The 25,261-nt window shown below is 35.8% G+C and carries 20 protein-coding genes; 2 read left to right on the top strand and 18 right to left on the bottom strand.

The annotated features are described in order from the left end of the window. On the bottom strand, window positions 1-1,410 hold a 1,410-nt coding region (locus RMR19_RS21605), incomplete at its 3' end, for a xylulokinase (protein ID WP_310605583.1). A gap of 518 nt (window positions 1,411-1,928) precedes the next feature. On the opposite strand from RMR19_RS21605, the gene RMR19_RS21610 reads away from it, so the two are divergent. Beyond that, window positions 1,929-2,342, top strand: coding sequence for a GFA family protein (locus tag RMR19_RS21610; RefSeq protein WP_310605584.1), 414 nt, complete (start codon window positions 1,929-1,931; stop codon window positions 2,340-2,342). Window positions 2,343-2,441: 99 nt separating this feature from the next. Here RMR19_RS21610 and RMR19_RS21615 read toward each other — a convergent pair whose 3' ends face one another. The 8 genes from RMR19_RS21615 to isdE all read right to left on the bottom strand — a co-directional run bounded on the left by RMR19_RS21615 (window position 2,442) and on the right by isdE (window position 10,951). Next, window positions 2,442-3,548 carry an ATP-binding protein gene (locus RMR19_RS21615; protein ID WP_334308202.1) on the bottom strand — a complete coding sequence of 369 codons (1,107 nt, stop codon included), beginning with the start codon at window positions 3,546-3,548 and terminating at the stop codon, window positions 2,442-2,444. 352 nt (window positions 3,549-3,900) lie between these two features. Then, window positions 3,901-4,071 (bottom strand): hypothetical protein, encoded by a 171-nt coding sequence (locus tag RMR19_RS21620; RefSeq protein WP_310605586.1) that lies wholly within the window; start codon window positions 4,069-4,071, stop codon window positions 3,901-3,903. A gap of 34 nt (window positions 4,072-4,105) precedes the next feature. Then, window positions 4,106-5,563 carry a DEAD/DEAH box helicase gene (locus RMR19_RS21625; protein WP_310605587.1) on the bottom strand — a complete coding sequence of 486 codons (1,458 nt, stop codon included), beginning with the start codon at window positions 5,561-5,563 and terminating at the stop codon, window positions 4,106-4,108. A gap of 342 nt (window positions 5,564-5,905) precedes the next feature. Further along, the gene (locus RMR19_RS21630) at window positions 5,906-7,105 is read right to left on the bottom strand and encodes a coproporphyrinogen-III oxidase family protein (protein WP_310605588.1); all 1,200 of its coding nucleotides are present in this window, start codon (window positions 7,103-7,105) and stop codon (window positions 5,906-5,908) included. A gap of 45 nt (window positions 7,106-7,150) precedes the next feature. Next, complete coding sequence (locus RMR19_RS21635) at window positions 7,151-7,669, bottom strand: flavodoxin family protein (protein WP_310605589.1); 519 nt, start codon at window positions 7,667-7,669, stop codon at window positions 7,151-7,153. A 467-nt stretch (window positions 7,670-8,136) separates the two neighbouring features. Then, entirely contained in the window at window positions 8,137-8,907 is a 771-nt protein-coding gene (locus RMR19_RS21640) for an ABC transporter ATP-binding protein (protein WP_310605590.1), read from the bottom strand. After that, window positions 8,897-9,895: a FecCD family ABC transporter permease gene (locus RMR19_RS21645; protein WP_310605591.1), complete on the bottom strand. Its 999-nt coding sequence runs from the start codon at window positions 9,893-9,895 to the stop codon at window positions 8,897-8,899. The genes RMR19_RS21640 and RMR19_RS21645 overlap by 11 nt, the downstream gene beginning before the upstream one ends. Window positions 9,896-9,967: 72 nt before the next feature. Next, entirely contained in the window at window positions 9,968-10,951 is a 984-nt protein-coding gene (isdE, locus tag RMR19_RS21650) for a heme ABC transporter substrate-binding protein IsdE (protein WP_310605592.1), read from the bottom strand. 119 nt (window positions 10,952-11,070) lie between these two features. On the opposite strand from isdE, the gene RMR19_RS21655 reads away from it, so the two are divergent. After that, the gene (locus RMR19_RS21655; RefSeq protein ID WP_310605593.1) at window positions 11,071-11,748 is read left to right on the top strand and encodes a helix-turn-helix domain-containing protein; all 678 of its coding nucleotides are present in this window, start codon (window positions 11,071-11,073) and stop codon (window positions 11,746-11,748) included. Between the two features lie 58 nt (window positions 11,749-11,806). On the opposite strand, the gene RMR19_RS21660 is transcribed toward RMR19_RS21655, so the two are convergent. The 9 genes from RMR19_RS21660 to RMR19_RS21700 form a co-directional block, all read right to left on the bottom strand. Beyond that, window positions 11,807-12,955, bottom strand: a complete 1,149-nt coding sequence (locus tag RMR19_RS21660; RefSeq protein ID WP_310605594.1) for a glycoside hydrolase family 5 protein — start codon at window positions 12,953-12,955, stop codon at window positions 11,807-11,809. Between the two features lie 108 nt (window positions 12,956-13,063). Continuing rightward, the gene (locus tag RMR19_RS21665; protein ID WP_310605595.1) at window positions 13,064-14,389 is read right to left on the bottom strand and encodes a glycoside hydrolase family 30 protein; all 1,326 of its coding nucleotides are present in this window, start codon (window positions 14,387-14,389) and stop codon (window positions 13,064-13,066) included. A 21-nt stretch (window positions 14,390-14,410) separates the two neighbouring features. After that, window positions 14,411-16,066, bottom strand: a complete 1,656-nt coding sequence (locus RMR19_RS21670) for an extracellular solute-binding protein (protein ID WP_310605596.1) — start codon at window positions 16,064-16,066, stop codon at window positions 14,411-14,413. 50 nt (window positions 16,067-16,116) lie between these two features. Then, the gene (locus tag RMR19_RS21675; RefSeq protein ID WP_310605597.1) at window positions 16,117-16,989 is read right to left on the bottom strand and encodes a carbohydrate ABC transporter permease; all 873 of its coding nucleotides are present in this window, start codon (window positions 16,987-16,989) and stop codon (window positions 16,117-16,119) included. A gap of 17 nt (window positions 16,990-17,006) precedes the next feature. After that, window positions 17,007-17,927 carry an ABC transporter permease gene (locus RMR19_RS21680; protein ID WP_310605598.1) on the bottom strand — a complete coding sequence of 307 codons (921 nt, stop codon included), beginning with the start codon at window positions 17,925-17,927 and terminating at the stop codon, window positions 17,007-17,009. Window positions 17,928-18,202: 275 nt separating this feature from the next. Continuing rightward, window positions 18,203-23,008, bottom strand: coding sequence for a chitobiase/beta-hexosaminidase C-terminal domain-containing protein (locus RMR19_RS21685; protein WP_310605599.1), 4,806 nt, complete (start codon window positions 23,006-23,008; stop codon window positions 18,203-18,205). A 406-nt stretch (window positions 23,009-23,414) separates the two neighbouring features. Further along, the gene (locus RMR19_RS21690; RefSeq protein ID WP_310605600.1) at window positions 23,415-23,678 is read right to left on the bottom strand and encodes a Txe/YoeB family addiction module toxin; all 264 of its coding nucleotides are present in this window, start codon (window positions 23,676-23,678) and stop codon (window positions 23,415-23,417) included. After that, complete coding sequence (locus RMR19_RS21695) at window positions 23,671-23,931, bottom strand: type II toxin-antitoxin system Phd/YefM family antitoxin (protein ID WP_310605601.1); 261 nt, start codon at window positions 23,929-23,931, stop codon at window positions 23,671-23,673. Before RMR19_RS21695 ends, RMR19_RS21690 begins: the two co-directional genes overlap by 8 nt. Before the next feature lie 222 nt (window positions 23,932-24,153). Then, on the bottom strand, window positions 24,154-25,155 hold the full coding sequence (locus tag RMR19_RS21700) for a LacI family DNA-binding transcriptional regulator (protein ID WP_310605602.1): 1,002 nt from the start codon (window positions 25,153-25,155) through the stop codon (window positions 24,154-24,156). Window positions 25,156-25,261 lie beyond the last annotated feature (106 nt).

Raw genomic sequence — 25,261 nt, forward strand, 5'->3', positions numbered from 1 at the left:
AGCTAAAATCGCAATACCCCACGCTCCACCGTCTCCTGCTGTCTCCATTACAGAAACAGGAACGTTGATAGCTGCCGCTACAACTTTTTGTCCTACACCTTTTGTCTTGAATAAACCACCATGACCATAGATTGTGTCTAATTTAACACCTTCGTCTTTTAATAAGATATCTAGTCCAACTTTTAACGCACCTAATGCTGTAAATAAATGTACACGCATAAAGTTTGCTAAGTTGAAGTTTGATTCTGGTGTACGAACGAATAATGGACGTCCTTCTTCAAAACCTGTGATGTGCTCTCCGGAGAAATAGTTGTATGCTAATAAACCGCCACACTCAGCATCACCTTCTAATGCTTTGTTATATAATACTTTGAATAATTGATTTCTGTCTACTTCTACTCCCATACTTACTAGAGTTTCTTCAAATAGGTTAATCCATGCATTCAAATCTGATGTACAGTTGTTACAGTGTGCCATAGCAACTAAGTTACCTGTAGGTGTTGTTACTAAATCAAGCTCTTCATGAGCTTTCTTTAAGTCTTTCTCTAAAACAACCATTGCAAATACAGATGTTCCTGCTGAAACATTTCCGGTTCTAACAGCAACACTGTTTGTTGCTACCATTCCTGTTCCTGCATCACCTTCTGGTGGACATAAAGGAATTCCTGCTTGTAAGTTTCCAGATGCATCAAGAAGTTTTGCACCTTCACTTGTTAAACAACCTGCGCTCTCGCCTGCAACCAATACTTTCGGTAAGATATCTTCTAATTTCCAGCTATACGCTTTATCTGCAACAAGGTCATTGAATTTGTTAATCATAGTCTTGTTGAAATCACGTGTTTCAATATCAATTGGGAACATACCAGATGCTTCGCCAACACCTAATACTTTCTCACCAGTTAATTTCCAGTGAATATATCCTGCTAATGTTGTTTGGAATTCGATTTCACTTACATGTTCTTCCCCATTTAAAATTGCTTGGTAAAGATGTGCAATACTCCATCTTTGAGGAATATGATAGTTAAATACTTCTGTTAATTCTTCTGATGCTTTACCAGTGATTGTATTTCTCCATGTACGGAATGGCACTAAAAGCTCTCCTGCTTTATCAAATGCCATATATCCATGCATCATCGCACTAAATCCGATTGCTTTCAGATTTGTAATTGTAACGTCGTATTTTTCTTTCACGTCTTTTGCCATCTCAGCATAACTTGCAGCAACACCTTTCCAAACATCTGCCACATCATATGTCCAGATATTGTTCACTAATTGATTTTCCCATTCATAGCTTCCAGATGCGATTGGTGCGTTGTTTTCATCTACTAAAACCGCTTTAATTCTAGTTGAACCAAGTTCAATACCGAGTACTGCATTACCGTTCATTATCGTTGCTTTTATATCGCCCATAATAGACCTCCTAATATGTATTTAAACTTTTATTTTCTAAGTATCTTTATAAGTATAGCATACATCTTGTACGCTCATATGTACAAGATGTTTTTTCAAGAAATTAATGATACAAGGGTCAAAAGGTCATACGTTTCATGCTTGCATGAAAAAGTATGACTTTGAGACCCGCAAAACATGAGAAAGTAGCTCGAATAGAGCGGATTTCGAATGTTTTAGGATTGCGAGAGCATGAAATGCGTAGCAATCCGTGTATCAGTTAGGGGCAAGATGACTTTTGACCCCAACATTATTAATGTTTTAATATGACATACTGTGTCAACATTATTGTATTATAATTTGAATATAGGACGAACATAAATAATTTCATTAAAATGACTTTATCCTCCTATATCAAACGAAACAAAAATGGTGAAAGAAAATAAACCTAAAGGAGACCATGCAGCCAAAGACTTCTTTCATCTGTATTTAATGAGGCAGTATCATAAGCAAGCTTGTGATATGCATGGGTATAATTTATGAACAATATTCACGGACATTGCGTCTGCGGCGCAGTTGAAATCACTATCAATGAATATAGTAATTTCGTCTATACTTGTCATTGCGACACTTGCCGTCGCATGAACTCAGGGCCAGTGCTATCGATTGACCCAGGACCAAAAGAAAATGTGGTTTTTGCAAAAGGCGAGGAGCAAATCACAATCTATCATGACGAGGAAGTTGAGCGCGGTTTCTGCTCCGTATGCGGAAGTACTTTATTTTGGCACAATCCAGCGGACAATCATTACTGCATGAATGCCGAATTATTTGATGAGATTATCGAAAATGCTTCGTTTAATTTAGAGCTATTCTATGATATGAAACCGAAATACTACTCATTTGCAGGTGAGCGCAAAAAGCTCGACCGCTATTTTCAAGAGATACAACCGTAGAGTATGTCCATAGGAGTTGCGGAATACAGGCAAAAAACAAGCAGCAGAATCGCTCTTGCTGCTCTTAGGAAAAAGCGGTATTATTTTTTTAGATATCGTTCATATCATCCAAATCGGCACAATGAAGTTATCTGCATTAATAGCCGAAAGATCTGGTCGCATACACAAAATTGCACCCTTGCCTCGCGGAACAGAACCCTTGTCAAGAATCTCAAATGCTCCGATGATTTGACTGTTTTGATTTACTGAACGCTTGATTTCAAGAGGATGCAGAACGCCATCGCCCTCAATAACCATATCAATCTCTTTGGTATCCTTGTCACGATAATACCACAACAAGCAGTCTTTTGCATTGTTATAGTAAGTCTTAAGTATTTCAGCGACAACATAATTTTCAAGGATTGCTCCATTCATCGCACCGTTTGCAAGTATTTCAGGTGAACTGTATCTTGTCAAATATGCAACAAGTCCAGTGTCGAAAAAGTACATCTTAGGGGTCTTGATTGTACGTTTCAACAAATTATTAGAATACGGTCTTAGATAGAAAATCACATCAGATTTCTCTAACACCGCAAGCCAACGTTTCGCAGTTTCATCGGATACTCCAACATCATTTGCAATATCATGCACATTGAGCATTTGTCCAGCACGACAAGCAGCAGAACGAACAAAATCAGCAAATTGTAATTTATCAACTCTGTCAATCAATTCGCTTACATCACGCTCAATGTAGGTTTGAATGTAACTGTTATAAAAAACATCACGGTCGGTATATTTTCCGCTTGCAAGACCAGGCATAGAGCCTTTCCAAATACGTTCGTAAATCTCATTCATATCAGCAGGGGAATTGATTTTCTTTCTCTTCTTTAGTTCATCTAATTCAACAGAAAATGGCACACAGTCGCCTTTGCCATAAATCTCATGCTGGGACAATGAAGTCATATGCAAAATCGCAATTCTGCCCGCTAAAGACTCCTGTGCAAGTTCCATTAATAAAAATGCTTGAGAAGCAGTAAGCCAAAACGAGCCTGCCTCAGCACCATTATCAATTGCAATTTTAATGTACGAAAACAACTCAGGTGCATATTGAACCTCATCAATAAAGATTGGCAAAGAGTGCATCTGCAAAAACAATGCAGGGTCTTTTCGTGCAAGTGCTCGTTCCTCAAAATCATCAAGGGTAACATACTCTCTGTCATCAGACATAAGTTGTTTAAAAACAGTTGTCTTTCCGACCTGTCGAGGTCCAGTTATTAACAGGCATGAGTATTCCTTTGACAAAGATACGATCTTGTTTTCTAAATCGCGTTTAATATATTCCACAACACGCACCCCTTTCGGCTAATATTCGATGTAATCTTATTATAGCCTAAAACAAAAAAACTCAAGTCTAAAATTCGATGCAATCTTATTTTAGACTTATTTTTAATGTTTTATTCATTACAACAAATCAGCGTAGCCAAAATTCATGGACTAGCTTTTAAACCACCGAAAAGCTACTTGCCTAGGGTGCAACAAATACTTTTTCAGTAATGTGTTTCCTCGTTACCTAGGCACACTAGGGACTTTCCAATCCACCCTCTCTTGCAAGTTCAATAATAATATGAGCCATGGATTCTATTAACTCTTGGAACTCTTCTATCTCTTTATCACTAAAACCGTTATTATTTAACACTTCAGAATGTACAATTTCTGTATTGTCATTCAAAGTCATAAATGGATACAACATATTAGCCACCTCCAATTTTCAAATTATTCCACTCCTATCTTGTCAATCGCACTTTTCGCACTTTCCCTTTAATTGTCTTATCTTGCAATGCATCTAATACTTTCTTCCCTTTTCCATTCAGAATTTCAACATATGTCAAACTATCCCTTACATCAATTACACCAATATCATCTGCCAGAATTCCATTGATACTGCAAATTGTTCCAACAATATCAACTGCACGCATCTTACTCTTCTTACCACCACTGATAGATAGTTTTGTAATTGTTTTATTAAATTCAGCACCTTTTTTCTTCTTTAATACAACCTTTTCATTTTGTCGTTGCCAGAATGCGTTTTCCTCATCCTTACTAACTGGTACATATTCCGTAACAGGCAGTTCATATCCAACATAGCTCTCCACCATACTCTTCATCTTCTGGTCAGACTCTGTTACTAAACTAATTGCAATTCCTGTATTTCCATTTCGTCCTGTTCTTCCAATACGATGAACATAAGTCTCTCTGCCTGTTGGAAAATCATAATTAAACACATGGGATAGATTATCAAAGTCAATCCCTCTAGCAACGACATCCGTAGCAATTAGATAACGAAAACGTCCTTCACGAAAACCTTCCACTGTTCGAATTCTATCTTGTTGGTCGATATCACCGTGAATCATTCCACATTTGACACCATCTTTACGAAGCTTTCTGCACAAAACATTAACCATTTCCTTTGTTCCGCAGAAAATCATACAACTATCTGGATTCTCTCTTGCTAGTAGATGTAAAAATGTTTCATACTTTTCGTTATTTAACTCATTTTCTTCACTCGCTTTTTCTACTTCATAGATTTCCTGTTTAATATCAATTCTTGTCTCTTCTGTTATTGCAACTTCTACAAAGACAGGCTCTTTTAGATAGCGTTCAATCATATCCTCTATTGCTTCACCTATCGTAGCCGAGAATAACATTATTCTTGGGTTTGTCTTAATCTCACCAAGAATCTGTCTCATATCATCTGCAAATCCCATGTCGAACATTAAGTCCGCCTCATCAATTACAACTGATTTAACATTTGATAATATCAATGTACCACGCCTAATGTGATCCATAACTCGTCCTGGTGTTCCAACTACAATATGTGATTTCTGCTTTAATGTCTGAATCTGCTTATCTATCGGAAATCCACCAAACACATCGGGAACTTTCAGACGTTTCTTTCTACCGATATGAAATATCTCTTGTTTTGTCTGTACCGTCAATTCTCTTGTTGGTTCAAGAACAAGCGCAGTTGGTGCATTATCCTCCCATACCGCTTCCTCACATAATGGTATCGCAAACGCTGCTGTCTTTCCACTTCCTGTCTGTGACTTTCCAACAATATCTCTTCCTTGTAAAGCAAGTGAAATCACTTCTTTTTGAATCTCTGTTGGTTCTGTATATCCTAATATCGTCAATGCGTCAATAATTTCATTGGATAATTTGTAGTTCTTAAATTGGTTTGTCATGAATAACCATGCCTTTCTCATCGTCTGCAAACTAGAGTGTGTCTGAAAAATGCTTGTACTGTGCTGTGCAGAACAGAGCAATGATTTTTCAGACACGCTCTTAAGTTAGAGACACAAATTTGTATGCAAAAAATCTTGATTTTTTTCTCTATCTACTGTTTCAAAACTGTAATACATTACCAAATGCTATACCATGTAACATATGAAACATGTTACATGGTATAGCACATAATAGCAAGCAAATATTCAAAATGAAACTCTTATTCAGCACACCTCGTTACTGTTGTTCACACGCAACATTTACAGCAAGCATACTTGTTTTTTAATAAATCGTATATTTCGTCAAATTAAATTATAAAGCTCTCTAGAAATCGTATTCCCCCAATATACCCCTTTCTTCGTAAGAGAAAATCCATCTCCCACCTTAGATACCATCTCATTTTGAATCAATTCTTCAAGCATCTTTTGATAGTCTTTCTCCTCCTTATATAGACTAGTATTTCTCGGAAGACGTATTGTTTGGATATCTCCCTTAAAACAGACGACTTCCTTATAATCTGGACTAAACTGCATTCCCATACGTTTATCAAAATTACGAATGCTTTCTCTATATTCATCGATATCAATTGGATTCATCATAGCAAGCCCATGCATAGAGCCACCAGCTCCTGCTCCAAGTGGTAAGGTGTCTGCTCCAGCATGACGGTTCATAATATAACGATAAGAATCTCGTTTTACCATCTTCGTTAATTCCAAGAAATGATATCCTGCCTTCTCCATATGCTCACTAATCACAAAGAACATCTTCTCATCATTATCTTGCCCCTGTGCTTCACTAATCTTTGTTTCCTTCATATCAATTAGAGAGTACATAGAAAAACCATCAAGATCCAGCTCGATCATCTTATCCAAATCATCATATAAATCATCCATTGACTGCTCTGAATAGTTATAAATCAAATCCATACTAACAACCACATCGGTCTGCTTCAACGCTTTAAGAAGTTCATATGCCGTCTCGCCACTTCCAATACGTCCCATCATCGCTCTACCTTTATTATTGAACGTCTGAATTCCAACAGAAAAACGATTTATACCTTCTTCTATCAAGGTTCTCCACTTCTCTTCTTGCAATTGTGTTACTGTTGTCTCAACCGTGAATTCTGCATCTTCTGTAAACTGAAACGATTCCTTAAGTGCACGCAATATCTTTGTCAAATCTGCAGTTGACAATGTTGTCGGTGTTCCTCCACCAAAATAAACTGCATCAAATATACGACTCTTCACATATTCAAGCTTACTATATTCCTTTATTTCTTCTACAATTAAATCCGCATACTCTTTCGAAGGTTCTTGCAAACTTCTCCTCATATTGCAAAATGTACAAATCTTAGCACAGAAAGGAACATGAATATAAATAACAGCATTTGATGCGTCATCTTCCGCAACCGAAAGCACTTGCTTCACATTCCCAGGCCCTCTAAGATACTGTTTTCCCTCTCCCATCGCACTGTGATGTGTCTTGATTCTTTCTTTAAACATATCTTTATCCTTTCTATTTGCAAAACACCTTGCGTTACTATCTTCTTAACAACCAGAATATACCATCAACTTCTCCTTAAACAATTCTGCCGCTGCTACCACATCTGCACTTGTTGGATGATTTTTTGAAATCTCATAACGCTTTCTTTTTTCCTCTGTTACTGCATGTGGATTATCCGCAGGCATCTTCTCAAACATAGCAATAATCTTCTCGTCTAATTTTCCTTGACAAATATATTTTCCAATAACCGTATTATTTTCTTTTACAATAGCCTCGCCATTACATAACGATTGCCATGCATGATCCGAATCTGGCCAAAATGCTAACGTTGCAAAGATACCAACTTTTTTGCCAGACAAACTCTCCATAAACTTTGCCGCCTCCGCATTCGGTGCTGCCTTATCAACCCAATACCCAACCAAAACGGTATCAAATTCATCAATGTTTGTCACCTCACTCATAGGCATAATCACCTTCTCTTCTACTTCAATCCCAGCAAAAATCCCTTCTGCTAACTTCTTTGTGTTACCTGTTTTGCTTGAATATGTTACTAATACTTTCATACTAATTCTCCTTCTATAATATCTACATTCTCATTGTTCATTTAAGCCTATTAACAAATGAATACCTTGCAATATTTATTCATTCAACAACTTACCGTACTTGTGTACCAACAAAGTCGCCATGCAAAACTTCACTGCCTTCCCTTGCTTCTTCACTGCTGTACGATAACTAAGAAACGGTAGTGAAACACCTATAGCACTTCTTAGTGTGTACATCAACAGTCAAGGAAAGCAAGGCATGGATGCAGAGCTAGCTTGAGCTGAGGCAGGATGCCGAATCGAAAGCGTTTCCGTATCCCTTCCAATACCTCCACGTACACACCTAGAAGTACTTAGGTGTGTAGCGTGTTTCGTGTTATCGTACAGCAGCGAAGAATCACTGAAAACAGTTCAAAGTTTTGCATTCAAACCATTTAAAACACAAGTACTTCAACCAAGTTCAAATGAATAAATATTCTAAGCAATCCCTAAACCGCAATCGGCACTATATACGGACAGCAATTCTTATCACACCAACGAATTGTTGCCTGAATAGAATACACCTCTTGCAAACGTTCTGCTGTAATTCCCGCTACGGTATCACCAGCATATACAACTGTTCCACATTTCATAATAATTACGTTATGGCTAAACTGCATTGCTTGATTGATATCATGCAACACCATAACAATCGTAATACCATAGTTCTTATTCAATTCCCGAACCAGATTAAGTACCTCTAACTGATAATAGATATCTAGATATGTAGTTGGTTCATCAAGCAGTAAGATGTCAGTCTTCTGCGCAAGTGCCATAGCAATCCATGCACGTTGCCGCTCTCCTCCAGATAACTGACTAATTGGTTTCTTTGCCAAATGTTTTAGTTTTGTTACTTCTAACGCCCAAGCAACAACCGCTTCCTCGTCCTCATCTTTTGACGACCAGAAACTTTGATAAGGAGTTCTGCCATACGCAATCAAACTCTCTACTGTCAAATCCTCTGGAGCTGTATTATGTTGATGAACAATTGCCATCTGCTTTGCAATCACTTTATAGGAACACGACGTTATATCTTTACCATCAATAAGAATATTTCCCTTTTTCGCTTGTAATTGCTTAATAATAAGATTGAGAAGTGTTGACTTCCCCGAACCATTTGGCCCAATAATTGTTGTTATCTTACCCTTTTCAATCGTCGCAGATAAATCTCGAATCAATGGTCTATCTCCATATGAAAAATCAATATTTTTAATGTCCATATCTTCTCTGATCCTTTCTTAATAAATATAGGAAAAATGGTCCACCGATAATCGTCATTACAATACCAACTGGAATTTCATAAGGTGCTGTAATTGTTCTTCCTAGCGTATCCGCTAATACTAATAACGTAGATCCAAGTAATGCTGAAAACGGAAGCAATACCTTATGGTCAGTTCCCATAATCATTCTCGATATATGCGGTACTACAAGTCCAATAAATCCAATAACTCCAACATATGCTGTTGAAATTCCAGCTAAAAATACAGCTACAAGCGATATCAGAATTCGCAGTACATTAGGATTATAGCCTAAACTTTTCGCATTCTTATCTCCAAGTGCAAGCAAGTTACAGCTCTTTGAAAGAGGAATTACGCATACAAGACCAACCATGGTATAGATAAGCAACATTCGTACATCTGACCAACCTTTTTTACCAAGATTACCATTTAGCCAACTAAGTACACCTGTAAGATTCTCGCTATTTAATATCGAAATCATACTTGTCACTCCACCTAATACCGCATTTACTGCTACACCTGCAAGGATAATACGAATTGCTGCTATTCCATCTTTCCAAGCAAGCAGATAGATTATGGAACATGCTAACATACTTCCGACAAATCCATAAAGCGGAATACTGGCAGAAGCCTTCGGAAAATACAGCATAACAAGCATAACTACAACACTTGCTCCCGATGAAATTCCCGTTATTCCAGGGTCTGCAAGGGGATTTCCCATTACCCCTTGCAAAAGAACACCCGCTACTGCAAGATTCGCACCAACGAGCAATCCCATTACCACTCTTGGAATTCGAATATCTCGCACAATACCTCCACTACCTCCCGTTCCATTGATTACACTATCAATAATCTGACGAATTGGTACTGACACACTTCCTACTGATATTGACACGGCAACTACAACAAGAAGAAGGATTACCATTATTAAAAATGCACTACCTCGTTTTTTCATTACCTTAATAACCATACCTTCCTACTAACCTGCAGATTTTGAATTACAGGTCAAAAATTCACATGTGAAAATGCTTGATGTTCCTCACTATTTTTCATATAAAATATCTACCAATTTCTCCATTGCATCAACCGCATATAGATTTGCACTCATACCAAAGTATTCCGTCTCTAATGCTACAACATTTCCATTCTTAACCGCATCAAAGTTTTGCCAAGCTTGATTTGTTTCAAATTCCTGTTTAAATGCTTCTAATGATTCTTCTGGATTTGCATGTGCCATAAAAAGAATATAATCTGGGTTTTTCTCTGCAAGATATTCCATATCAATCGGACTAAAACCACTTGGTGCATCGGTAATAATATTCTCTGCTCCTGCAATCTTTACAAGGTCACCTACATAGGAATCTTCTGAAGCTACCATAAAACTTGAGCCTGCACCAAATATAATTAAAACGCTAGGTGCTTCTTTTCCTTCTATCGCTGCTTTAATATTGCCTTCCCTTTCTTCAAAAGAAGCTATTAATTCATTGGATTTTTCCTCAACACCAAATCGTTCTCCCAAGCTATTAATCGACTCCTTCAATCCTACATAACTGCTAAGATTAACAAATTCCGAATCAATATTTAATGTTTCAAATTGCGTTTTCAAATCTTCTGATAGCGAATCCACCGATACAACTACAGTTGGCTCAAGCGAAGCAACTACTTCCATATCTGGTGACATCGGACTACCGATTCTTGCCGCATCTGCTACACTTTCTGGTAGCTCATAACTACTCGTTGGAACTCCTATCATCGGAACACCAAGTGCATCAAGAATCTGAACAACCGCTACTGAACTCGCTACTACACGTTCCTCTGTAACAGGTTTACTTGATTCCTTCACTTCGCTATCCTTTTCCTTCGTCTCAGCTACTTCTACCATTTCTTCTTTTTCTGTTGTCTCTTCAACCACCTTCGAAGCATTTGTCACTACATCTTGATTGTTCGACTCCTTCTTTCCGCAACCTGCTGCTAAAACACTCATTGCTACTATTGCTCCTATTGTTACTAACTTCTTTAATCTCATATCCTATTCCTTCCTCTTTGATAATATTTTTCATCTAGTTAGTTTTGACTAACCAAAAGAATCATAACATGATATAATCAATCTGTGTTTCAAAATGTTTTGATAATATTCTAAAATATTTGAAAACGAACAAACAAAAGAAAGGTATCAATAAAATGATTACTCAAAACGAATTCCTACTAAACCACAATGAACTCTATATCCTACTCTATAATGGAAACCTACAAGTTGCCCTTAACGCCTTCCAAGAAGACCGTAACCAACTAGAACAATTGCCACCTCAACAGATACGCCTATATCTATCCTCACTGAACCACGGCATATACAACTATATCCTTATAAAAGAACAAGTCTCCCTACATGATTGCTGTACCAAGAACGAACAACTACTTATACAATGTTCCTCTGCAAACTTTGCTTCCATTGGCAATAGCATAATAACAAACTACGCCTACTGCAAAGACTACCTCGTAGAAAAACACGAGAATGAACATATCAAAAATGCCATCACCTATATCCACAATCATTTAGATGAGAACATATCATTACAATCTGTAAGCGAAGCAATTAATCTCAATCATTGCTACCTATGTGATTTATTCCGACGTGAAGTACATATGACCTTTGGCGAATATGTCTTAAAGCAACGAATCCGTCTAGCAAAACAGTTACTGCAAACATCTGATTTATCAACAAGCTTTATTGCTATGCGCTGTGGATTCAATACCGCATCTTACTTCTCAACCTGTTTCAAAAAACAAGAAGGAGTTACCCCCTCATCATATAAGAGGGGATAACTCCTTCTTGTTTTTTTTATTCTTTGCAATAATCATTTATCCAACACAAGTACATCAACTACTTCGTAGAACTCTTTATACAATCTGTAACTACAGTCTTCTCAATAAAATTCTCTGTCTCAATTCCTTCACTCCACTTAGCTTTAATGGTTTCAAAAGAATCATTCTCCACATCTGCTCTATCAGCATTTGCAAAATACCAGAAGAACGTTCCCACATCATTATTTGTACCTTTGTATGACCATGTAGTCCAACTGATGTTTTTCTCATTACACATCTTAATACCATTTAGATTCTGGAATTCACCGATATAACCAGCAACTTCATACTTAGCCATCACGTCTGCCATATCGTCTACCCATTGTTTAAAACCTGCATCATCATCATAGAGATGTGTTTGATACATCATATTCGTCCAACCCATCTTATTCGGGTCTGGAAGATTTGATACACGCCAGATACCTTCTACTGTGATTATATGTTCATCGCCCGTTTCACGAATTGCCTTAATCATGCTATCGTAGATTTGATTTGACATCTCCCATGACTCCTGTTTCCAAGGGTCATAGCTGTTTGCTCCTTCATATCCTCCATTATTCTGTGGTTCATTCATAATATCGTAGGCAGCAACTGTGCTATTGTCTCTATAACGATTTGCAATAGCAATCCATAACTTCTTCATTGCTTCTTGACAGATATCCTCTGTATATAAAAGATTCTGAACTAATGTACCACAGCAATGATCCATACTCTGTCCACCTGGACAGCCATGTAAATCTAAGATAACATACATGTCATATGTTTCAGCCATTTGGATAATCCAGTCTAATCGTTTAAAACCAGGATTCTCATCAAGATTTTCATCAATCCAAGTACCATTTACATCTTTCATAAAATTACGATACCAAAAAGGTACACGCAACGCATTACAACCCATTTCTGCGATATTCTTAATATCTGCTTCTGTAATCCAATGATCTTGGTATGTATCAATTAGCTCTTGTACTTCATCTGTATTAAAACGTTTTTCTAAAACAGTAAGCGTATCCAAATTTGCCCACTTTCTATCATCTCCGCTAACTGGACACATCCAACTCTCTTGAACGAGCCAGCCACCTAGATTAACACCACGAAGGATTACTTCTTCGCCTAGCCCATTAACAAGCTTACCATTTACTACTTTTAGTAGTCTATTTTTATTTACCATGTCCATCATGTCCTTTTTTTATTAATTGTAATTCCAATTACCTGTACTTCTTTTTAGACCAAGAGGCCGTTGCAAAACATTTCATTTTGCCACAGCCTCTTTATATTACTACCAGCAAAGTGTTATTACGGAATGTGCTGTAAGCGTAATATCGCAAACACTTCTACTTTCACAAATCTGCATCTTCAAATCCTCTGCTGTACGGTTCATTAAAACAACTATTTTTTCACCATCAGGATTTACAAATCCAACGGCATCCACTTGATCCGTATGTCTTGATACGAGAATTCTCTTCGCACCCTTCTTAACATATCTGCTCAAATGTCCAATATAGTAGTACGATAATTTGATATCTAATTGATCGCTGTCTTTGTCATACATAACTGGTGCATCACAGAAGTTACCTACATGATTTGGGCCACCTTCTGCATTCAATACAAGGTTCCAGTCAATATAACCATTCATACCTTGATTCAAGTTACCAATGATATCGTGTAGATACATCTCTGCATTCTTTACTTGATTATTGGACTTAAATCTCGAATATTCTACGCAACCTTCTGTGAAGATAAGCTCTTTCTCAGGATACTTCATTCTTACTGCATCTAATGCTTCAAAATGATCGCCTGTATACCAGTGGAATCCAATTGCTCCTACGCTGTCCTTTGCTCCTACTACAGAGAATGTTTCGTCAGCTCTCTCTAGGATACAATCTTTATTATGATCCCATATAACAATAACAATATTGGAATATTCATGTGCATCTAATGCTTTTCGTAAATACTCTGTCGCAAAGATTCCTTCTTCTTCACCAGTGTATAAGCAAGAATCCCAAGTTTGAGTCGCTTTTGGCTCGTTTTGTACGGAAATTCTATGAATCTTGATACCTAGCTTCTCATATTCCTCTACATACTTTACAATCATATCTGCCCACATTGGATAGAATTCTTTCTTTAGAACACCACCATGATTCATTTCATTGTTTGTCTTCATAAACGCCGGCGGACTCCATGGACTTGCAAGTAATTGAATATCAGGATTGATTGCTAATGCATCTTGAATCATTGGAACTAGATACTGTTTATCTCTTTCAAGAGTAAATGTCTTTAATTCCTTGTCTTCTGCATCCTCTACATATGCATAGTTTCCAAGTGAGAAATCGCAACTTTGAATATGTGTTCTACAGAAATTATATTTGTTTCCTTCTTCACCAAAATATGCTTGTAAAAATTGTTCTTTCGTTTTATCACTCATTGTAGACATTGTTTCAGCTGCCGCTTCTGTGAACGCTCCACCAAAACCTAATACCGTCTGTCTTGTTTCATTCGGATACACTTTGATTAAATTCATCTCTGCTTTTTCATCGCCGATAAACGAAAGTTCACTTACCTCAAATTGTTTTTCTTCATTGCTTCGATAGCATTTTATGTTCATAGAATACCCTCCTAGTGCTTGTTATTCACCAAGCTTTACTTTGTTTTTCTCGATTTTTTGGTTCTTTACATCGATAACAGCAGCATAGTTGTTTTCATCAAGGAATTTCTTGTATCCTTCTACTACTGCATCAAATGCTTCTGGACTGTTTGAACGAATCATACCAACTAATGTTGTTACCCATTCCGTTGTAACACCTGAATTAATTCTTGCTTCTTCTGTACCAGCATCTGGGCTTGTGTTTTCAAGAACAAAGTGTGGTACTAATTTTCCAGTTCCCCATTCTTGAAGTTGTTTGATTGATTCTGGATATGCATCATCACTTAATGTTTTGTATTTATCATGTCCGAAGAAGAAGAACTCTCCGATACGGTATTCTTTCTTGAATCTATCATTGTCATTTTGTTGCATATCTTTTGCTTCTGCAGTAAGTTCAAATTTACCTTCCGCATTAACATTGTAAGAAACGCCTTCAATACCATATTGAGTAAGGATTTGTCCTTCTTCTGTTAATAAATATGTGAATAATTGAATTGCTTTTGCTGGATCTTTACATTTCTTAGTGATGTAAGATACCATCCAACCACCGATACCAGCTTGATTTAATGTAGGTTTGTTTCCAATTGTACTTTGTGGTCCATCAATTGCGATATAAGCTGAATCTGGATTTGAGTTCATCCATGTTGTTAAGAAACCAGAACATTGAGGTGTTCCATCCATCATAACTGTAGCATATTTACCTGATTTGATTTTTTCTTCAAAAGCTGTTCCGTCATCTGCGAAACTATCATCACTGATATATCCTAAACGGTAAGCTTCATTAAATGTTTTAATCCATGATAAGTAATCTTCATCAAGATTTCTGTTGTAGTATTTTCCATCTGCATCTAAAAGTGGTACACCGATAAAGTCTTGGAATGGATCTCCCATTGAACCTGTACTATCTGTAGTGAATGCATTAAATCCAATTGGATATAATTCTGGATATTTTTCTTTGATTTGACCTAATACTGATACAAATTCTTCTTGTGTTCCCATAGATGGGCTTCCTAATGCTTCATATACATCTTTACGAATTACGAAAGCTGTTTTTGCATATAATTGACCACTTTCATAGTCAGCTTTTGTATTTGAGTAATCTGCATAACCATAGCTCTTGCCATCTTCTAATTGTAACCAGCTTAATGTTTCGTCAGATGCAACCTTTCTAAAGTAAGGATCATATTGATCTGCAACTTCATATAAAGGAAGTGCCCATGAATCTGCTTTTAAAGCAACTTGTGAACTTGAATCAAATACACTGATTAAGTCTGGCATATCGCCACCAGCAAACAATGTGTTAAGTGTTGTATCATCACCTACGATAAATTTGATTTTAAGATTTAAATCTTCTTCTATCTTTTTCGTAATGATGTCAGTACCCCAGTCTGTGTTCCACCAGTCAGCGTTTACATACCATGTAAGTTCTGTCATCTCTTTTGTGTCTAATTTCCACGCTGGTGTGTTAGGGTCAATATCATATCTCGCATCTGATGTTGATGTAGCTGTTTTACTATCACCCTTTGTAGTTGTCTTATTGCTGTTTCCTTCGTTTTTACCACATCCTCCAAGCATCAATGTTGCTGCCATTAGAAGTGCAATTGATTTTGTAGCCCATTTTGATAATCCTTTTCTCATACTTCATACCTCCATTTTTTATACTACTGAATAGTTACCTTACTAGTTACTTATTCTTTTACAGCGCCAAGCATCATACCAGAAACAAAGTGTTTTTGTAACATTGGATAAGCGATTAATATTGGAACTGTTGTAATAACAATTGTTGCTAATTGTACACCCTTTGAAGTTGTATCCATTACTACACTGCCGACTGGCATATTCTTAACATTCTGTTGTACAATAATTTCATATAATTTCATTTGCACAGGATAAAGTGCTTTATCTGTAATATATAATTTTGCTGTCATGAAGTCATTCCATTGATATACTCCATTGAATAATGCGATTGTTGCAATTGCAGGTTTTGATAATGGTAAGATAAGTTTTAAGAAGATTCTCCAAACACCTGCACCATCAATCTTTGCTGATTCTTCTAATGACACTGGAATCTGTCTGAAGAAGTTCATTAAGATAACAACATCATAATAACTAAATAAAGCAGGAATAATATAAATCAAGAAACTGTTTGTAAGATTCAACTGTCTCATTAATAAGTACGTTGGAACCATACCACCTGAGAAGAACAATGTGACAACACCCATTGCTGTATATAATTTTCTTCCCATTAAATCTCTTTTACTAAGTCCATAGGCAACCATCGAACAGAATAATACGTGAGTGATAACACCAAGTACTGTTTTTGCTATCGATATAATATACGCTTTCCATATACTCATATCGTTCATTACTGCTTTATAATTTTCAATTGAGAACTCTTTTGGCCAGAATACGAATCCACCTTCTGCCAATGATTTTCCACTACTAAAGGAACATGCTACGATATTCCAAACCGGAATAACAATGATTACCGCGATTAGAAGCAAAACTAATCGATTAACAAAATCAAATATCTTACTTTCACTTATATTAGCTTTTTTCATACGATTATTTTCCTCCTTTACAATATTGATTCATCATTGATCTTACTTGTGAAATAATTTGCGGTAACTAGTAATATTAGCGATACAATAGAAACGCCTAGCCCAACCGCTGCTGCATAAGAGAAATCTCCTTGTGTAATACCCATTCGATATACGTAGGAATCAATTACTTCTGCTTTTACACGGTTTTGTGAATTCATCAATACTAATGTCTGATCAAGATTTGATTTTAATAATCCACTTACTGTTAATATAAAGTTCAAACAAATGATTGTTTTTAATAAAGGAATTGTAATATGTAAAATTTGTTTAATTCTACTTGCTCCATCAATCCTTGCTGCTTCGTAATATGTACTATCGATACCTGCCATTGCTGCTAAGTAAAGAATAGTTCCCCAGCCAGCTTCTTTCCAAACATCAGATAATACAGCAATAAGCCAATACTTATCTGCATCAAGTAATATGTTTCTTGGTTCGCTTATCAATCCAAGCGAATGTAAAATCTCATTGAACATACCAGTTGATGACATCCAGCTAATCATCATACCTCCAAGAACAATCCATGAAAGGAAATGTGGTAGATAGGAGATTGTTTGCATAATTCTTTTAAATGGCCCATCTTTGATTTCATATATCATGATTGATAATATGATTGGAATCGTAAAACCAATTAACAGTTTTAAGAAACTAATTCCTAATGTATTAACTACAGATTTCCAAAAAAACTTATCTCGAAAGGCAATCATAAAGTTATCAAATCCTACCCATTTTGCAGTTGATAATGTATCAACAACGGTATAATTTTTAAATGCAATACTCAAACCATAGATAGGCATGAAGCTGAAAATAATCATAAATATTACGCCTGGTATAACCATACTTTGCAAGCCAGCTTGTCGTTTCAATGTTTTTATGAATCCTTGCTTTTTCGTATTCATATGTAACCTCCATTTCTTAGCTTTAAGAGCTGTGTTAAAACGTTTTAATCTATACATAAAATATATCATCTTTTTTACGTTCTGTCAACGCTTTTTTTGTGCTATTTTTATATATTTACACCTTTTTTATCGTCAGTTTCCGTGTTTTGTATGATTTATCGAATTAAAACGTTTCACACAGCTAGGGCAATGAACTTTCAGACATGCCATAGGGCATTATACGAATAAACATTGGTCTTTTCACGCATCTGCCTATCTTTGAAGCCTTTATAACCTTACTTCACTGTTATCTTGATTGTCTTTACTTTCTTACCAGCACAATAGATTATAATATTCGCAGTACCCTTTTTCTTTGCTGTTATCTTTACTTGTGTTTTACCTTTATTCGTTCCCACTGTAACAATGCTACTATTTGATGATTTCCACGTAATCTTAGACGCATCATATCCTACACAATTAACTTTAATTGTTTGTTGCTTTCCAACCTTCATAGAGGCTACTTTTTTAGCCAAAGTCATTGTTGCTTTCTTAACTTCAATTGCACAGTTTTTCGTAATCTTCGTTCCGTCTCTTAATTCAAACGTCACTACGATTGTTGTTTTTCCTGCTTTCTTCGCAGTAATCTTTCCTGTCTTACTTACTGTAGCTATCTTTGTGTTCTTTGACGTATAAGTAACAATCACTTCATTTGTTTTAATTCCATTATCACTAAATCTTACTACTTGATTCAATCCTTCCGGAATTGAAAGCTTCACTTTTGCTGTCGTATCTTTATTGCCAGATACATATAACGTTTTAATACTCAATGCAGCCTTGCTCTTATTCGCTAACTCTTTAATATCTGCAGGTACTACAATCTCTTGTTCTTTTGTATCATCTTCTACATCATCTGATTGTTTCGTTTCATTTGATGCGTTATTTGAATTATTATTGTTATTACCATTATCACCACCGTTATTCTGTGGCTCTTCTTCATATGGCACTTTCATCTCTGAATTATTCGCAAAGCAACCCTTTAAGATATCAGCAATTTCCGTATTCCTAACAAATGTATCCGTAGTCACTTCACTCCACTTACTGCGAATTGTTTCTACTGAATCTGTTTTAATATTAACTGTATTCGATTTCTTCGTATAGATTCCCCAGCTACTTCCTTCACCACCGTCAGATACTTTGAATGTCCAAGTCGTGTAGCTCCAGCCTTCTCTTTCGAATATATCTAAACATTGTTTCCAACTTTCTGTATTCGCAAAGAATGTAAATTCTCCAACAAACACAGGTACGTCATAGTTTGTTGACTCGTTAATCAAAGAAACCTTATTGTTAATAAAGCTTGTTTGTGAATTCAAACTATTCAAATCATTCCATTGGTAGAAATGATATTGATATACAACATTTTCCCAGCCATACAATGCAGGATCTGGTAAATCTGTAGGTTCCCAAATTGCTTGCATGAATATCATATGCTTCTTATCGATTGCTCTGATTGCACGATAGAGTCTATCATATACATCATATTGCATTGTTCCGCTTGTACTAGGCTCATTTAATAAATCATAGCCACATACAATTGGTTCATCTTTGTATCTTGTTGCAATTGCTTCCCAAAGGCGAATTGTCTTTTGAATATTCTCCTCTTCACCATAGAATTGTCCGATATCTGCAATTGTGATATCACCCGAATGATCTTTACCATTTTGCGAACCAAATGCTCCATGCATATCAATCATTACATAGATATCTCTCTTCTTTGCTTGCTCAATAAACCAATCAAGCTTCTCGAAAGCATCTTCACTTAATGTTCCATCTGCATTTGTCATCTCAAAATACGTTACAGGCAAACGAAGTACATTCATACCTTCTTCTTTTACCAAATCAAAATCTTTCTCTGTCCACCAATTATCTTGATAAACTTCAATTAATTCCTCTGCTGTTTCTTTTCCAAAACGTTCTGTTAATGTCTTTATAATAGTAACAAAATCTTTTCCATCAACAGGACATTGCCAATCCTCTGTAACTAACCAGCCACCAGCGTTTGTACCACGTAATACAACTTCATCACCTTTACCGTAATTATTACGGATTACTTTACCGTCTGCTTGCAAGAAGTTGGAAATTGTCACTTGTTCATCATTACCTGCTGGTTCTTGCGCTGTTTTATTAATCACATATGCTAATGTTGTAACTTCACTTGCACTACCATCTGAATTATATGCAATTGCTTTTACTGTTTTACTTTCATCAACTCGGAATGCCTTCTTATTATATACCGTCTTCGTCTTGTCTGGCTCAGAACCATCTACTGTATAATAAATAGTTGCTCCCGATGTAGAACCCAACTCTACAACTGCAAAATCATCATATGTTCCAGCTGCTCCGTGTGTTGCTACAACTTTTCCTGGTTTTACAACATATGAAAAATCGTAAACAGAACTACTTACATCATCTTTCACCGCTATTGCTTTGATTGTTGCTGTTTTTGTTATTGAAATTGCTTTTGTATATAAATCACTGTTTTTTGTTGGTTCTTTTCCGTTTGTTGTGTAATAGATCTCTGCTCCATCTTCAGCAAATAACTCAATTGCACAAGAACCAACATACTCTTTGTCTGTTGCTGTACTTGTTACAACTTCATTCGCTGTTACTGTACCTGCGATTCCGTATACATACTCACTAAATGAAATGTCATCAATTACATAAGTTCCCGTATTATTAAATCCAATACCTACTTCGCTAATGTATGCTCTGTCTAATTCTTTTTTACTATCTAAATCATCTAGATAGATATAGCACTTTGTCCATTCACCATAAACTGTTGCTGTTGCTACTTTGCCCGAAACTACTGTTCCAAACATATCTTTCACAAACACAGTTGGTGTATTGTAATTTTGATAATCTTTCACAAACACTGTTAAATAATTTGATTTTCTAATATCTACCGTTTCATCGTCTGCTAATTGTAAGAAGACACTTCTTACCTTTTCAGATGGATTTCCTGAAACAGTATACATATTACACATAAGCGCATTACTACCTTCTACCGAATCTGCATCTAATGAATATTTAACACCATATGCATTCTTCACTTGCGCTAATCCATTTTCAAATGTCTGGAAAGATACCTCTCCGCTTGCTGGTAACGCTTTGATTCTATAATTATATACTGCAACACCACTCATATCATCCGCACTTCTTGCTGTAATTGCCTTAACAGTTGTATCATTTGTTATTGCAAATGGTGTTGTATATAGAGTCGAATTTACAGTTGGTTCTGTTCCATCAGTTGTGTAATAGATTTGGCAATCTGTATTCGTTGTTGTTAATGTAATATCTGTTAATTCTGCATATGTTCCAGAATTATAGTTTGCAACAGGTGTTTTTGGTGCTAATGTATTCGTAAAATATACATCATCAATATAATATGTACCTGAGTTCCATTGTCCAATACGAACACCTTTAATTCTTGTTAAATCTACATTTTCCTTTTGTTGAATCTTTGACATTGGAATTGCATACTCAACCCATTCATTCTTAACTGTTTTACCAGTTTTTGAAGACGAGTTATCATACCAAGCCCAATTTGTCATGTTATCATCTTCATCAACAAATTGTAACATTACTGTATTGCTACCTTGTGTATCTTTCATCCAGAAAACAAAATAATCATAGTACTTTGCATCTACACTATTTGCTACTTCTACATAGAAGCTTGATTCTTCATTTGGTGATGCTGAACTTCCAACAACATATGCTGCTGATTTTTCACCATTATATTTGTCTTCTGCTGTTATTGTTGCATTTACCATCTGTGCTGTTTCTTGTTCAAAATCTGATAAAAACGTTTTTGCCGGTAAATCGTTTGGCCTAATTGTAAATGTTGCCGTTACTGTTGCACTGCTTTCTCCATCTTTAATTGCAATTGCTTTCACTGTTGTTGTCGTTGCAATCGAAATTGCCCCTACATATAACTGCGAATTCTCTGTTGGCACAGAACCATCTGTTGTATAATAGATATCCGCTCCAATCTCTGCTGAAAGAGTTAAATCAAATGCTTCCCCATAATTTCCTTCTGCATCACTAAATGTAGGTGCACTTGGTGGAACTGCATTTGTAAAGTAAATATCATCAATATAGTAATTACCATCGTTATATTCCCAAATCTTAACCTTAACAATTTTCGAGATATCTAATGATGAGCTATCTGTCAATTCTGTCATCGGTACAACAATTGGTGCCCATTGATTCTTAACAGATTGAGCCGTTGTCCAATATCCAGATTTTGATGTTCCTCCGTTTGCATCTGTCAATTGAAGTTCAAAATTGTTATCTCCATGTGTATCTTTTATCCATATAACTAAGTATTCTTTTCCTGTAGCATCCACACCATCTGCATCAGGAAGTGTAACTTGAATATCTCCTCCATTTTTTTTATACAGTAATGAAGTGTTTCCTGACTTCTTTTCGTCCTGTGTTATCTTACCAGCAGTTGAGTCATTAATTGTAAGTGACTTTTCAAAATCTTGAAACAGAACTGTTTGTGTTCCATCATCATTTGAAAAATATATATCATCTATGAAATACGTCCCCTTATTCCATTCATATATCTTAATTTGTGAAACTTGATTATTCTCGACATTCAAGTCTTTAAGTGCTATCTCAATTTCACACCATTCTCCTTGAACACCCTTATCACTTGACCATACATCTGCCTTATTATCAACTTTAACACGTATTGTGTTTTCACCTTGTGTATCTTTAATTGTTATAACAAACTTCGTCATACCAGTAACATCAACAGCCTCTTGATTCACACTTTTCACTGTTACTTCATCACTACCGCCACCGCTTGTTGTTATGTACTTTAATACTGTTTGTTTTTCATCGTCTTTCACCAATTGGTTTCCTGCCGAAAGTCCATTGAATGGCAATTCAAAATCAGAAAACATAACTCTTTCGTCTGCTGTTGCCGCCTTCACCACATTGGAACCATTCCAAGTCCCCATCGCATTCGTAGTCATAGCCAAACTCAAGACTAAAGCCATACCTCGCCTAAGCAACCCATAAGTTTTTTTCCCTTTCATTCCTAATCCTCCTATTTACCTTGCTTGGTTATAAAGTAGCTTTCAGAATAAAAACCATTGAAATTTTCATTCTTTTGTATTAAAACGTTTTAACTATTATCAATATATCATACATTTTGCTATTTGACAATGCCTTTTTTTATGTTTTTTAGTGAAAGTGTACAACTGTTTTTTATATTGATGCGTGTAATGTTGTGTTTTTTCAGGGTTTATGTGTTGTTTTTCTCTTTTGAAATAACGTTTTTACATTTGCGTAAAACGTCAAAACCCTTGAATTTATGCGATTTTTTAATACTTTTAAAAGTACAACAAAAAACCACACTACACTTTTTATCGTGTAATGTGGTTTTTTGTTTGATATGACTTTATAATCCTATATATCCAAAAACATTTACTCACTTGGATGCTAATCTTCATAATGTCCTCGACAACTCACAATCTTTATATTTTGTAATTCATCAATCTCATAGACTAATCTATTCGCATCATCAATACGTCTTGAATACCCTTCCTGATATTTCAATTTTTCAGGCTTTCCAGTCCCATTTAACGCTCCATTCGTTCTTATATCTTTCATCAATGCATTTATACGTTTCAAAGTCTTTTTGTCTTGCATCTGCCAGTATAAGTATTCTTCAAATGCCTCTTTAGTAAAAGTAAAATCATTCATTCGCCATTTGCTCCAATTCTTCCCATGTCTTTACGACCACCTCGCCACGTTCCAACTGAGCAAAACTTTCGTTTAATTTGGCTAAATATTCAGCATTTCTCTTTGCTTTCTGCAAACTGTTATACTCTTGCTCTGACACAATGACAACATTTCTATTCTGTTTTCGAGATACAATGACAGGCTCACCTTCATAAGCTAGGTCCATGTATTCTTTCATTCTCGCCCTCACGTCAATTGGTTTCGCAGCTATCATATAATCATCCTTTCAATTACTGTTTTATGTACCGTTTTTGGTACCTTCATTCTACTATATTAGTATGCTCATGTCAATGTAATTGATACTGGTAGTTTTCTCTTTCAAAAAACAAAAAAAGTACCAACTACTACTGATACTCTTTTTGCTTATTATTTATTTTTTAATCAAACACATCACATTGCAAGGGCATCCCACTCCATAAACACAAGCCATCACCCACTATTTTTTTCTTGTACAAGAGTTTCTAATAACTAGATTTCCATCCAATTTAATAATTGTTCCTTGTTCTTTCTCCTCAATCATGTCAATTAAAGTATCAATTGCTAATGTTCCTTGTCTAGCAATCGGGTTTCTTACTGTTGTTAAACTAGGACTAAAATATTGTGCAATATCAATATCATCGAATCCAATAACACTAAAATCTTCTGGTACTCGATAACCATCTGATTCAAGTGCCTTAATACAACCAATTGCACTCAAATCGTTACCTGCAAGAAACGCATCTGGAAGAATCAATGAGTTGAATTTCACAAATGTCTTTATCGTATTGTATGTATATTCCTCTTCAAAAGCACCTTGTAGAATAAGTTCATCCTCAACTGGTAAATTACATTCACGAAGTGCAGCTTTATAACCTTCTTTACGACGTAAACTATCTGTTACCTCATCTACACATTCAATGAAAGCAATTCTTTGGTGTCCAAGATTAACAAGATGCTTTGTAGCCTCATATCCTGCTTTATATGAATCAAATAAAATACTAGACACACCATTCTTACTTACTTCTCTGTCTAAAAATACAACTTTGATTCCTTCTTTTTCAAACATACGAATCTCATTTTCATTTACAGTTGTATCCTCATAGATAAGGACACCATCTAAATTCTTACCAAGAATATTTCCCATAATAACGGAAGAATCTCTTGTAATAAACACATTGAGATTATAGCCTCTACGCTCACATTCTCGACTCATATAGTCCATCAAACTACAAAAGTAAGGACCTGATATACTGTTTGTGAAAAAACCAAGATTTTTCGTAGCTCCAGCCTTCAGATATCTTCCATTCAAATTCGGAATATAATTTAGTTTTTTAACTGCATCCATAACTCTTTGTTTCGTGTCTGGATTGATGTATCTATTACCATTCAAAGCATTTGAAACCGTTCCAATTGAAACCCCTGCTTCTTTTGCGACATCTTTTATTGTAATATTTGCCATATCTTCACCTGCTTATTTTGTTTTTATTAAAACGTTATACTAAAATCAGAATATCATATTTTTTACTTGTTGGCAAGTGAAATTGACTACATATTTTCCTATAATT

This window comes from Anaerosporobacter sp., from assembly GCF_031551385.1.
GTDB lineage: Bacteria > Bacillota > Clostridia > Lachnospirales > Lachnospiraceae > Anaerosporobacter.